12 protein-coding genes are annotated in these 12245 nt (G+C 72.8%); 9 read left to right on the top strand and 3 right to left on the bottom strand.

Going from position 1 to position 12245, the window contains the following annotated elements:
- Positions 1–42 precede the first annotated feature (42 nt).
- Together ACIQOE_RS32140 and ACIQOE_RS32145 are read left to right on the top strand one after the other, a co-directional pair.
- Positions 43–840, top strand: a complete 798-nt coding sequence (locus ACIQOE_RS32140) for a GntR family transcriptional regulator (protein ID WP_399010474.1) — start codon at positions 43–45, stop codon at positions 838–840.
- Positions 841–961: 121 nt separating this feature from the next.
- Positions 962–2410, top strand: a complete 1449-nt coding sequence (locus ACIQOE_RS32145; RefSeq protein WP_401415168.1) for a glycoside hydrolase family 76 protein — start codon at positions 962–964, stop codon at positions 2408–2410.
- 87 nt (positions 2411–2497) lie between these two features.
- On the opposite strand, the gene ACIQOE_RS32150 is transcribed toward ACIQOE_RS32145, so the two are convergent.
- A complete protein-coding gene (locus ACIQOE_RS32150; protein WP_365557191.1) occupies positions 2498–3526 on the bottom strand; it encodes a cation diffusion facilitator family transporter in 1029 nt (342 codons plus the stop codon).
- A 292-nt stretch (positions 3527–3818) separates the two neighbouring features.
- Between ACIQOE_RS32150 and ACIQOE_RS32155 the strand changes: the two genes are divergently transcribed.
- The 4 genes from ACIQOE_RS32155 to ACIQOE_RS32170 all read left to right on the top strand — a co-directional run bounded on the left by ACIQOE_RS32155 (position 3819) and on the right by ACIQOE_RS32170 (position 6978).
- A complete protein-coding gene (locus ACIQOE_RS32155) occupies positions 3819–4496 on the top strand; it encodes a hypothetical protein (protein WP_401415170.1) in 678 nt (225 codons plus the stop codon).
- 202 nt (positions 4497–4698) lie between these two features.
- Positions 4699–5367, top strand: coding sequence for a DsbA family protein (locus ACIQOE_RS32160; protein WP_401415172.1), 669 nt, complete (start codon positions 4699–4701; stop codon positions 5365–5367).
- 178 nt (positions 5368–5545) lie between these two features.
- Positions 5546–6313, top strand: a complete 768-nt coding sequence (locus ACIQOE_RS32165; protein WP_401415174.1) for a hypothetical protein — start codon at positions 5546–5548, stop codon at positions 6311–6313.
- A complete protein-coding gene (locus ACIQOE_RS32170; RefSeq protein WP_365575719.1) occupies positions 6250–6978 on the top strand; it encodes a DUF1775 domain-containing protein in 729 nt (242 codons plus the stop codon). The genes ACIQOE_RS32165 and ACIQOE_RS32170 overlap by 64 nt, the downstream gene beginning before the upstream one ends.
- A 56-nt stretch (positions 6979–7034) precedes the next feature.
- Here the strand turns inward: ACIQOE_RS32170 and ACIQOE_RS32175 are convergent, their stop codons facing one another.
- The gene (locus tag ACIQOE_RS32175; protein WP_399010923.1) at positions 7035–8246 is read right to left on the bottom strand and encodes an alkaline phosphatase; all 1212 of its coding nucleotides are present in this window, start codon (positions 8244–8246) and stop codon (positions 7035–7037) included.
- Positions 8247–8675: 429 nt separating this feature from the next.
- Here ACIQOE_RS32175 and ACIQOE_RS32180 point away from each other — a divergent pair, with 429 nt between their 5' ends.
- The 3 genes from ACIQOE_RS32180 to ACIQOE_RS32190 all read left to right on the top strand — a co-directional run bounded on the left by ACIQOE_RS32180 (position 8676) and on the right by ACIQOE_RS32190 (position 11624).
- Positions 8676–9116 carry a hypothetical protein gene (locus tag ACIQOE_RS32180; protein WP_365575401.1) on the top strand — a complete coding sequence of 147 codons (441 nt, stop codon included), beginning with the start codon at positions 8676–8678 and terminating at the stop codon, positions 9114–9116.
- Between the two features lie 118 nt (positions 9117–9234).
- Positions 9235–10374, top strand: coding sequence for a PLP-dependent cysteine synthase family protein (locus ACIQOE_RS32185; RefSeq protein WP_401415176.1), 1140 nt, complete (start codon positions 9235–9237; stop codon positions 10372–10374).
- Entirely contained in the window at positions 10371–11624 is a 1254-nt protein-coding gene (locus tag ACIQOE_RS32190) for an MFS transporter (RefSeq protein WP_401415178.1), read from the top strand. The genes ACIQOE_RS32185 and ACIQOE_RS32190 overlap by 4 nt, the downstream gene beginning before the upstream one ends.
- 47 nt (positions 11625–11671) lie before the next feature.
- Here the strand turns inward: ACIQOE_RS32190 and ACIQOE_RS32195 are convergent, their stop codons facing one another.
- Positions 11672–12205: a VOC family protein gene (locus tag ACIQOE_RS32195; RefSeq protein WP_399010491.1), complete on the bottom strand. Its 534-nt coding sequence runs from the start codon at positions 12203–12205 to the stop codon at positions 11672–11674.
- Between the last annotated feature and the right edge of the window lie 40 nt (positions 12206–12245).

Consider the following 12245-nt stretch of genomic DNA (forward strand, 5'->3'; position numbering starts at 1 on the left):
GCGCAGGTAAATTTCTCGGACGGCGGGGCAGGAGCGGGCGACATGAAGGCTGACGGTTCGGGAGCGGTCCTCAAGCGTGAACGGGTGCGGGACCACATCCTTCAGCTCACCGAGTCACTCCACCCGGGGGACGCCATCCCCTCCGAACGGTCCCTCTGCGACACCCTGCAGGTGTCCCGGCCGACGCTGCGGGCCGCGGTCGACGAACTCGTCGCGGCGGGAGTCCTGGTCCGCAGACACGGCCGCGGCATGTTCGTGGCGCCGGAGAAGATCACGCAGGAACTCGTCTCCGACTCGGCGGGCATGACCCTCCCCCAGGCGTCCGGCACCTGGTCGAGCCGGCTGCTGGAGTTCACCACCCACGCCGCCGGCGCCCGGGTGGGCCGCAGGCTGCACGTGTCGCCCGCCGCCGACATCGTCTACGCGGCGCGCCTGCGGCTCGTCGACGGCGCCCCCATGGCCATCGAGCACCTGCACATCCCCGCGGACGTGGCACCCTCGCTCACCGCGGGCGAGCTGGAGAGCGGCGACCTGTACGAGCATCTGCGCGAGCGGCACCGGGTCCAGGTGAGCAAGGCGGTGCAGACGATCGAGCCGACCGTCGTCAGCCCGGCCGAGTCCAGGATCCTGGAAGTGCCGCACCTCTCCCCCGCGTTGCTGTTCGAGCGCCTGACCACCGACGCCGACGACCGGCCCGTCGAGTACGTCCACTCGATCTACCGGGGCGACCGCTACCGCATCGTCTCCCGCCTCTCCCTGGACTCGCCTCCCGCGCCCGGGGCGGCATCCGCGGCGGGTCTCGTGCCGGGCATGGCACCGGGCACGGCCGCGCCGTGGTGACCGGGCCAGGCCGTTGACAGGCGCATGCAAAATGCCGATCCTACGGGCGGGGCCGCCGGTACGGACCGGACGCCGTGTCCCCGTGTACGGCATGGCGCGCCATTCCCCCACAGGAGCTCACATGCGTCTCCTCCGCACTGCCGTCACCACCCTCGCCCTCGGCCTGCTGACAACGATGTCGGCCGTGCTCCCCGGCCCGGCCCAGGCCGCCACCGCCATCTGCGACAAGTACTGCGACGGCCGGGATCCCGCGCTCTCCCCCGGCGACCGGACACCCGTCACCACCACCCTCTTCTGGCGCTCCATCACGCTGCACCTCGACGACGGCGACGACATGGGCTGGGCCTCGATCGACAACGGCAGCCCGACGGACGAGGTATGGCTCGACCGGTCCTTCGACGGCGGCCGCACGTGGAGTTCGGGCAGCCGGCTGGGTGACACCACCGTGCCGTCCGGGCAGCGCGGATGGCGCACCCTCATGTACAACGCCGACGACTGGAACAACCACGGGGTGGGCGCCCTGCGGGCCTGCGGGAAGGCGGGCGACCGGGCCGACATCGCGTGCACGCCCTGGGCCCGCACCACCTGGAACGCCGCGGACCGCCACGGCGCCGCGGCCACCGCGCTCATGGAGTTCTACGACTACGGGACCGGGCTGTTCGCGACGACCGGCTGGTGGAACTCGGCCAACGCCCTGACCTCGCTGATCGGCAGCATCCGCACGACCGGCATCACGAGCTACCAGTACGCCGTCGGACGGACGTACGACCTCAACGTCAACGCCCAGGGCGGGCAGTTCAGGAACTCCTACATCGACGACACGGGCTGGTGGGGTCTCGCCTGGGTGGCGGCCTACGACCTCACCAAGGACAGCCGCTACCTCGCCACCGCGCGGGCCGACGCGGACTACATGGCGTCGTACTGGGACTCCGTCTGCGGTGGCGGCGTGTACTGGAGTACGGCGAAGTCCACCAAGAACGCCATCCCGAACTCCCTGTACATCCAGCTCAACGCCGCGCTGCACAACCGGATCCCGGGCGACTCCGCCTACCTGGGCCGGGCCCGTGCGGGATGGTCGTGGCTGAAGGGCACCGGCCTCGTCACCGCCGCCGGCACCGTCTCCGACGGCCTGTCGCTGTCCACCTGCAAGACCGGCGACGGCACCGTCTGGTCCTACAACCAGGGTGTCCTCATCGGCGCCCTCACCGAACTCCACACCGCCACCGGGGACGGCACCCTGCTGGACACCGCCCGGCGCATCGCCGACGCCAACACCACCTCGGCGCAGCTCAACACCGCCGACGGCATCCTCAAGGACCCTTGCGAGTCCGGTGACTGCGGAGCCGACGGCCCCTCCTTCAAGGGCGCCGACGTCCGGGGCCTGGCACAGCTCAACGGCGCGCTGGCCGACCACCCCTACACCGCCTACCTGCAGCGCCAGGCCACCCGCGCCTACGGCAACGACCGCAACGCCCTGGACCAGTACGGCCTGCGCTGGTACGGCCCCGTGGACTCCACCGACGCGGCCCGGCAGCAGAGCGCCCTCGACCTCATGAACGCGGCTCCGTAGCCTACTGACCGCCGATCAGCGCCAGGATCCACCCAGGTGTGCACCCGGGCGATGTTCGCCAGCGGGCTCGCGGCGGGGTGGCGGGCTTCAGTGTTCGTGGGGCTCGTCCCGGTGTACCGGGCCGTGTGGCTCCTCGCAGTGACCGTCGTCGTCCAGGGGGAGCAGGTCGCGGTCGCCGGGAAGGGGGCCGTCCAGGAGGGTGGCGGCGGCGTGGTCGACCTGGAGGGTGGTGTGGGTGATGCCGTGGTCGTGGCGCAGGAGTTCCTCCAGGTCGCGGCGGACGGCATGGCAGTCGCCGCCGGGCTCGACCAGGATGTGCGCGGACAGGGCCGCCTGCCCCGAGGTGATCTGCCAGACGTGCAGGTCGTGGACCTCGACCACCTTCGGTTCGGCGACGAGTTCGTCGCCCAGGGCGTCCGGGTCGACGTCGGAAGGCGCCGCCTCCAGGAAGATGCGGCCGGACTCGCGCAGCAGGCCGTAGCCGGCCTTCACCATCAGGGCGACCACGACGAGGGTGGCGATGGCGTCGGCGCGGGCGAAGCCGGTCACCACGATGATCCCGGCGGCGACGGCGGTGCCGATGAAGGCGAACAGGTCGTTGAGGATGTGCTGGTAGGCACCCTCCACGTTGAGGGAGGAGCGGTTGGCCCGGGACAGGCACCAGGTCGCGGCCACGTTCACCACGATGCCGGCGAGCGCCGTGGCGAGCATGAGCCCGCCCGCCACCTCCGGCGGGCTGATCAGACGCCGCACGGCCTCGTAGGCGAGCCACGCGCCGAGCAGCAGCAGGGTCAGCCCGTTGGCCTGGGCGGAGAGGATCTCGGCGCGCTTGAGGCCGTAGGTGAAGCCGCCCTTGGCCGGGCGGGCCGCGAGCCGCATGGCGACCAGCGCGAGGACGATCGAGGCGGCGTCGGTGAGCATGTGCGCCGCGTCGGAGATCAGGGCCAGGGAGCCGGCGACGATGCCGACGACGACCTCGATCGCCATGAACGCGGTGATCAGGGTGAGGGCGAGGGCCAGCCAGCGGCGGTCGGCGTCGGCCGAGACGCCGTGGGCGTGACCGGCGTGGCCGCCCCCGGCGTGCCCGGAATCGTGCCCGTGATCGTGATCGCTCATGGTGAGGCCTTCCCTCTCCCGACAAGTGCTCCAAGCGCAGTGAAACCCACCGGTTCCCCGATCACCAAAGGCTGCACCGGTGACCGTTGTCATCTCCGATAGTCGCGCTCTGACCTGCGGAAACCTGCCACGTCCAAGGCGCGGCGCAACCACCTCGCCGCTAGTGTCACCCTGTCGTGAACCCGCGACCGCCGCGGCCGGTACGCTTCCAGGGCGCGCCGCGAAGCCGGCCCGCACGATTCCCCTCCCACCGCTCCGTCCGCTCGTGGACGGCCGTCGAAGGCCCGAACCCATGCACCCGTACCGCCCGCGGGAAGCCGGCTCTCCGGCGTCCGGTGCGCTCAGGGGGCTGCGGGCGGGCCTGCTGGCGGTGCTGTGCGTGCTGCTGCCGCTGGCCGGGCACGCGCTGGCACGGTGCCATGCGCCCCGCCTGATCATCGTGGCCGCCATGGCCGCGGTCGCGGTGCCGGGCGCGGTGGTCCTCACCCGGCGACGGCTGACGGACGCCCAGCTGCTTGCGGTGCTCGCGGTCGCGCAGCTGGTCTGCCACGCCGCGTACGCGATGCCCGGTGCGGGTGCCGGTGCCTCGGGGGCCGGGACCGGCGGTTCCGCCGCGAGCCTCTCGTCGCTGGTCGAGCACGACGCGGCGGCCGGTCGGCCCGCCGGTGTGCTGGTGGCAGGGCACCTGGTCACGTTGCTGCTCACGGCCCGGTTGCTGGGCCTGAGCGAGCGGTTGCTGTGGCAGAGCACAGCCTTTCTGACGGTCGTACGGCGTCTGCTGCTGTTCCTGTGGCCGCGGCTCGCCGTCGGCCGCGGTACGGGTCCGCGGGTCGCCCTGCCCGAGAGCGCGGCGCCGCTGTGGTCCGCGCTGCTGGTGCGCCTGCACGAGGGGCGGGCTCCTCCGCGGGACGGGCGCAGTTCGCTCGCCCTGCTCCGGCCTTCGCCGATCGGCGGTCCCTGCCTGCCCTGACGGGCACGGCACGAGGGTGACCGCCGGGCGGGCCGGGGCTCCCTTCCGGAAGACTCGGAGAGTCCCGCACCATGAACGCCCTTTCCCCGCGTGCCGCGCGCGTCCCGGCACGCTGTCTCGCCGTACCCGTGACGGCGGTGACGCTCCTGGCCGTCGCCGCTCCGAGCCGGCCGTGGCTCACACCTCACTCCGGCGAGGAATCATGAAGAAGCTCCACAGGCAACTCCTGGTGGCCGCGGTGCTGATGGCGGGATTCGCCGCCGCCTTCGGCTCCTACCTGCTGTTCGCGCCCGACGACCGCGAAGGCCAGGGGCTGGGCGTGCGGCCGGCCGCCGACGCGGTGCCCGTGCGCGCGTCCAGCCACCGGCTCACCGATCCGGGGAGGAGCGAACTGACGGTCGTCGAGTTCCTCGACTTCGAGTGCGAGGCGTGCGGCGCGTACCACCCGGTCGTGGAGAAGCTCCGCGCGGAGTACGGCGACCGGGTCACCTTCGTCGCCCGCTACTTCCCGATGCCGGGCCACCGCAACGGCGAACTCGCCGCGCGCACCGCCGAAGCCGCCGCCCGGCAGGGCAGGTTCGAGGAGATGTACCAAAAGCTCTTCGCCACCCAGAAGGAGTGGGGTGAGTCGCGGGACGGGAAGCAGCAGGTCTTCCGTGACTACGCGCGCCGACTCGGACTGGACATGGCCGCGTTCGACGCCGATCTGGCCGATCCGGACGTCGCCGCACGGATCCGGGTCGACCAGCGGGACGGCGTCGCGCTGGGGGTGCGGGGCACTCCGACCTTCTTCGTCGACGGCGAACCGATCGCGGCGCCTGGTTCCTACGAGGCGTTCAAAGCAGTCATCGACGACCGGCTGGCCGGGTGACGCGGCCGGGAGGTGCCGGGGCGGTCCACGCCGCCTCTGCCGCCTCGGCACCTTCCTGGCCTGGCGTGAACAGTGCCCTGCGGCCTCACGTATACGACAGGGTGAACGCCCGTGGCCTCCTTCTCCCGGCACGCTCTCCGTGCGGCGTGATGACGTGACCGGGCACGGGGAGCGTGCCGTGACGGACCGGGCCGGCCCCGCGGGAACCTGTGTGCGGGCCGGTCTGTTCGCCGTGCTCGGCACCGTCCTCGCGGCCCTCGGGCATCATGCGATCGCCGAAGGCGCGGTGCCCTGGCGGCTGGTGGGCGCGATGGCGGTGCTCCAGTTCGCGGCCGTCTGGCCGCTGGCCCGCAGGCGCTGCCCGCCCGCCGCGACCGTCCTGTGCACGCTGGCCGTGCAGGGCGCGCTGCATCTCGTCCTGTCGTGCGTGGCCGGTGACGCGTCGACGGCGATGCCGGGGCACGCCGGTCACACCGTCGTCGATGCCGGGGACGGGCATGCGTGGCATCACGCCGGGGCGGCGATGACCACCGTGCACGTGGTCGCCGCGCTGGCCGTGGCGTGGCTGCTGTGCCGGGCCGACGCCCGGATGACGGCCGCGCTCGCCACGCTGACCACGGTCACCAGGGCAGCCGCGGCGGGCCTGGCCCAGGTGCTGCTGCGGCCGGTCCGCGTCACCGGCCGCCCGGCGGTCGTGCCGTCCGGCCGGTGGCCCGGGGCCGCCTTCGAGACGGCGGCGGCGCCGTGGGACGACGTACTGGAGCACGCGGTGGTGCGCAGGGGGCCGCCGCGCGCGGGAGCACGTCCAGTCCGTCATCCGGTCCCGGCGACCACGGGACCGGTTAGTCCCGTACCCGCGAGGAGTTCCCCGTGTCCACGTCCATGTCCCTCACTCCGGTGGCCCTGGCCGGCCGCCGTATCGCTCTCGCCGGTGCTGCCGCGCTGACGGCCTCGCTGGCCCTGGCCGCACCGGCATCCGCGCACGCCGAGGTCGAGGCCGACACCCCGCAGGCCCTGGCCGAGAACGTCACGCTCAGGTTCGTCTCCGAGGCCGAGTCCGGCACGGCCGGTTTCACCGAGCTGCGGATCGTGCTGCCCGAGGGCATCGCCCCCGGTGACGTGACCCTCGGCGAAGCGCCCGAAGGGTGGCGGCTGACGGCCACCGGCGACGGCTACCGCCTCGCAGGTCCCGCCCTCAAGGCCGGTGTCGACGCCGAACACAGCATCAGGGTCAGGCAGTTGCCGGACGCGAAGGAGATCGCCTTCAAGACGGTCGAGACCTACAGCGACGGCGAGGTGTCCCGCTGGATCGAACTGCCCACCGGCGGCGCGGAGTCGGAGCAGCCCGCGCCGGTGCTGAAGCTGCGGGCGGCCGCCGCGGGCGCCGAGCCGGAGAGTGCGTCGCCGAGCCCGGCCGAGAGCACGCCGCCCACGCCGTCGGCCGCCGGGTCGAAGTCCGCGGACGACGACGGCGGCGCCACGGCCGCGCAGGAGGACGGGAACGGCTCGACCGGTGTGACCGTCGCCGTCGTCCTGGCAGCGGCTGCCGTGCTCGCCGCCGGGGCGTGGTGGCTGCTGAGGCGGCGCAACTCGCCGCCGTCACAGGGCTGATCACGACAGCGGAGCCCCGGGCACGATGGCCCGGGGCTCCGTCGTCGGTGCTTCGTTCAGCGGCGCGTGAGGGCCTGGCGCAGCACGTCGTACACGTAGGTGTTGGCGTGCTTGCCGGTGAAGCGGTCGGACAGCGGGCCGGCCGCGGTCACCGGAACGTCCACACCGGTGTGGCCGGACGTCGTCCAGTCGATGTAGAAGCTCTTCTCGCTGCCGCGGATGCTGAACGGGCCGTCCTCGGCGGAGATGCCGGTGCCGGACTCGTCGGTGGCGTCCGTGTCCTCGACGGCCAGGCCGCCGGTCTCGTGGTCGCCGGTCACGACCAGCAGGGTGTCGGGGTGCGTGGCGACGTAGGCGCGGGCCACGGCCACCGCCTTCTCGAGTTCCTGCATGGACTGCAGGACGCGAGTGCCGTTGTTCGAGTGGGCGAACTCGTCGACGCCTTCTTCCTCGACCATGAGGAAGAAGCCCTTCTTGTTCTTGTCCAGCGTGCTCAGCGCCTTGCTGGTCATGGTGGAGAGGCCGACCACCGGGCTGTACACGTCGCCCTGGCCCTCGGCGCGCTGCTGGAACATCTCCTCGTTGGCGAAGAGACCGAGGAGCTTGCCGCTCTTGGCGCGGTTGAGCTGGTCCGCGCTGGAGACGTAGGAGTAACCGGCCTTCTTGGCCTTGGCGATGAGGTTGCCCTTGGTGCCCTTGCTCGCCTCGGACGGGTCCTCGGCGGGCTGGTCCTTGAAGGCGCCGGCGCTGCCCGCGGGCAGCCACCAGTCCTCGCCACCGCCCAGGATGACGTCCGGCTTGCTGACCTCGATGTACTGGCGGGCGATCTCGTCCTGCGCCGAACGGTTGGCGGTGTTCGAGAAGAACGCCGCCGGCGACGCGTCGGTGACCTGCGCGGTGGTGACCAGGCCGGTGGCCTTGCCGGCGGCCTTGGCCTGCTGGCCGAGGGTGGCCAGCGGGTTGCCGTCCACGTCGACGCTGATCGCGCCGTTGTAGGTCTTCTCGCCGGTGGCCCACGCGGTCGCCGCGGCGGCCGAGTCGGTGACGACGGCCTTCGGGTCGTCCGGCTCGGTGGTCAGCTGGCCCGAGGTCGGCAGCTTGTCCATCGCGAGCTGGCCGCCCATGCCGGCCAGGTGCAGGCGGGCCGCCTGGCGGGTGGCGGCGCCCATGCCGTCACCGTTGATGAAGATGACGTTCTTGGCGGTCGGGGTCTTGGCCGACGCGTGCGGAGCCGAGGCCGACGCGCCCGGCGTCGGGTTGACCACCATCGTCACGACCGCGGCGGCGACCGCGGCGGTTGCGGGAGCGGCGAACCGCCGAGCCCTACGAACATCCAGGGACACAACGTCCTCCGTTACTGTTCTTGCCCATTGCTTGACCGCGAACATAAGGTCCTTTTGGAGGGTGTTGACCAAGAACAGATGACCAACACACGACGGGATCTTCACCGGGAGGTAAAGGCGCAGGTCCCGAACTTGTCCGGACAGGTCACACGGGAACGGGCTCGGCCGTTCGGCGTCCGGATTCATCCGAAGCGGTGACCGGCGGCGCGCGGGCGCGCAGGCACGGACTCGCGCGCAAGGCCCTACGGACCTCGTACGCGACGGGAGAGCGGCCTCCGGGCGCCGCCGAACGCCGGGGCGCGGTCCGCGTTTCGGCAGGAGCCCTGCGCTGTCGGTTGATTACCCTGTGCGTTCATGAGGGCTGGCTCGGTCGTGTGCGGCGGCCGCTCCGTGGCACGGACCGGAGCGGTGCTCCTGCTGTTGCTGGCCGCGCTCACGCACGTGCTGGACTGCGCGCACGGGCCGAACGCCGGTCTGGCCGAGCGGGCCGACACCCTCCTGCTGTCGCCGTCCGGGGGCTGTGCACAGCCGTCAGGACCTGCGCCGCGGACGGCCGTCGGGCGGACGGCTCCCGAGCAGGACGGCACCACGCACTGCTGCGGTGCGGACGAGCCGACGCTCCAGCCTCCGCGCGACGTGGCGCTGACGGTCCCGGCGGCCGTCCACGGCGCCCCGGTGACCTGCCCGTTCGACGCGCGGCCCGCCGTGGGTCCGGCCTCGCTGCGCTCGCTCCCCGACCCCGACGTGCTCTCTCCGACAGGCGCGCGGGCCCGCCTCGGCGTGTGGCGGACCTGAGCGGCCCCGCCGCCGCCCACCGACACGTGCCCGCGGCAGGCAGCCGAACATGTCAGCCCCCTTCCCCCGACCCACGGCCGGCTCCTGCCCCGGAGTCCGGCCGCAGGAGTAGCACGCCATGAACCACACCCCCCGCAGTGCTGTGCCCACTTCCCCGGCCCAGCTACTCGCCGACGCCAAACGTCCTGTGCACACACCCGCCGGCCTGGTCGGCGACACGCCCGTCCTGTGGATCGGCGCTCCCTTCACCGCCGCGGGCCGCGGCTTCTGGGCCAAGCTCGAAGGGCACAACCCCGGTGGCATCAAGGACCGCACCGCCCTGTACATGGTCCGCGCCGCCCGCGAACGCGGACAGCTGACGCCGGGCGGCCGCATCGTCGAGTCCACCTCCGGCACCCTCGGTCTCGGGCTGGCGCTCGCCGGTGCCATCCACGGCCACCCCGTCACGGTGGTCACCGATCCCGGCATGGAACCCCTGATGACCGGTCTGCTCACCGCGTACGGCGCGGAGATCGACCTCGTCGACGTCCCGCATCCCGTCGGAGGCTGGCAGGAGGCGCGCCGCGGGCGGGTCGCCGAACTCCTCGGCGTGCACCCGAACTCCTGGTGTCCCGACCAGTACGACAACCCCGACAACGTGGCCGCCTATGCGCCGCTCGCGCACGAACTCGTCGCCCAGCTCGGCCGCGTCGACACGCTCGTCGTCTCGGTCGGCACGGGCGGACACTCCGCGGGCATCGCCTCCGTCCTGCGTGGCTTCTTCCCCGGCCTGCGGGTCGTCGGGGTGGACACGACCGGCTCGACCATCTTCGGCCAGCCCGCCGGACCCCGGCTGATGCGCGGCCTGGGCAGCAGCATCTATCCCGGCAACGTCGCCTACGACCTCTTCGACGAGGTCCACTGGGTCGCGGCGCCGGAGGCGGTGTGGGCCGCCCGCCGGCTGGCCCGCGACCACTACGCGACCGGCGGCTGGAGCGTCGGCGCGGTCTCGCTGGTGGCCCGCTGGCTGAGCCGTACGCTGCCCGCTGAGGACCGGATCGTCGCCGTCTTCCCTGACGGACCGCAGCGGTACGTCGGCACGGTCTTCGACGACGCCTACTGCCGTGAGCACCGGTTGCTCGGCCACCTGCCCGCCGACGACCCCGACGAGATCGCCCGCCCCGACGAGCGGGGCGTCACCCGCTGGACCCGCTGCACCAGGATCACCGCCCCGCTCGCCGCCGTCGCGCGGCACGCCCTCGCCGGAGCCGCCCGATGAGGACGCTCTGGCGCCAGACGCTCTCCTTCCCGCCCACCGCGCGGCTGTTGATGGCCAACCAGTTCGCCATCAACCTGGCGTTCTACATGCTCATGCCCTACCTGGCGGCCCACCTCTCCGGAGGCCTCGGGCTGGCAGCCTGGGCGGTCGGGCTCGTCCTCGGGGTACGCAACTTCTCGCAGCAGGGCATGTTCCTCATCGGCGGCACCCTCGCCGACCGCTTCGGCCACAAGACGCCGATCATCGCCGGCTGTCTGCTGCGAACCGTCGGCTTCGGGCTGCTCGGCTGGGTCGACAACCTGCCCGCCCTCGTCGCCGCCTCGGCCGCCACCGGGTTCGCGGGCGCCCTCTTCAACCCGGCCGTGCGGGCCTGCCTCGCCGCGGAGGCCGGCGAGCGGCGCGTGGACGCGTTCGCCACCTTCAACGTCTACTACCAGGCCGGGATGCTCCTCGGCCCGCTGGTCGGACTCGCCCTGCTGGCCGCCGACTTCCGCCTGGTGTGCACGATCGCCGCCGCGATCTTCGCGGTCCTCACCGTGCTCCAGTGGCGTGCCCTGCCCGGCCGCCGGGGCGACCGCCACGGTCGGGCGTCGGAGAGCGTCCTCGCGCAGTGGCGGACGGTCGTGGCCAACCGGCCCTTCCTCCTCTTCGCGACCGCCATGATCGGCTCGCAGGTCCTCACCTTCCAGGTCTATCTGGCCCTCCCCCTCGCCGCGCAGGACGCGCTCGGCGCGAAGGGCACCTGGGCCACCAGCGGTCTCTTCGTGGTCTCCGCCGTGGTGGCCGTGGCGGGGCAGCTGCGGCTGACGGGGTGGGCGAAGCGACGCTGGAGTGCCGACCAGGCACTGGTACGCGGACTGGCCGCGATGGGGCTGGCCTTCCTCCCGCTCGCCCTGACCCCGCCCGGCGCCACCGCCGCCGTCCTCGCCGCCCTCGCGGTGGCGGTGGCGCTGCTCGCGGCGGGCGGCGCGGTGGTCTACCCGTTCGAGATGGACACGGTCGTCACCCTCTCCGGCAACCGGCTGGTCGCCACCCACTACGGCCTCTACAACACGGTCTCCGGCCTGGGCATCACCCTCGGCAACCTCGCCACCGGGGTCCTGTGGGACTTCGCCGTACGCCATGACGCCCTCTGGCTGACCTGGTGCGCGCTGACCGTGACCGGCCTCGCGTGCGCGGGCTCGGTCGCCGCGCTCGCTCGCGCCGGAGGGCTGGCACTGCGGGAGGAGGGGAGACTGCTCACCGCCTGAGCACGCCGGAGGGGAGACCGGTGGTCGCCGGTCTCCCCTCGCGCGTGTCAACCGGTCGACCTGACGGGTGCGCTGCCGCGCCCCTGCGGGCGGCCGCCGAGTTCGGCGTCGAGTGTCTCCTGGGCGACACGCATGACCTCGGCGTACACGGGGTCCTGGAGCCGCCTCCACATCTCGTCCTCGGAGACGTCCTCCACGCGGCTCACCACCCACCAGATCGTGCCGAAGGGGTCCTTGACGCGCCCGCCACGCCGGCCGAACGCGTCGTCGGCCAGGGGCGTGACGACCTGGCCGCCCGCCGCGACGGCTCGCGCGAAGGCCTCGTCCGCGTCGGGGACGAACACGCGCAGCAGGCTCGGCATGGCGGGCCAGTCCGCGTGCCGGTCGAAAGCCAGCACGACGGTGTCGCCGACGCGGATCTCACCGTGCCCGATCAGGCCGTCCTCGGTGGCGACCCGGCCGAGTTCCTGACCACCGAACGCCCGTGTCACGAAGTCGAAGAAGGCCCCGGTGTCGTCGGTGACGACCCAGGGCGCGACGGTGGTGTAGCCCTCCGGTGAGGCGCTGGTCTGCTCGGGCATCGCGGTCCTTCCACGGAGATCGGCGGAGAGCAGTGACCGT

This window comes from Streptomyces sp. NPDC091282 (assembly GCF_044757385.1).
GTDB lineage: Bacteria > Actinomycetota > Actinomycetes > Streptomycetales > Streptomycetaceae > Streptomyces > Streptomyces gramineus.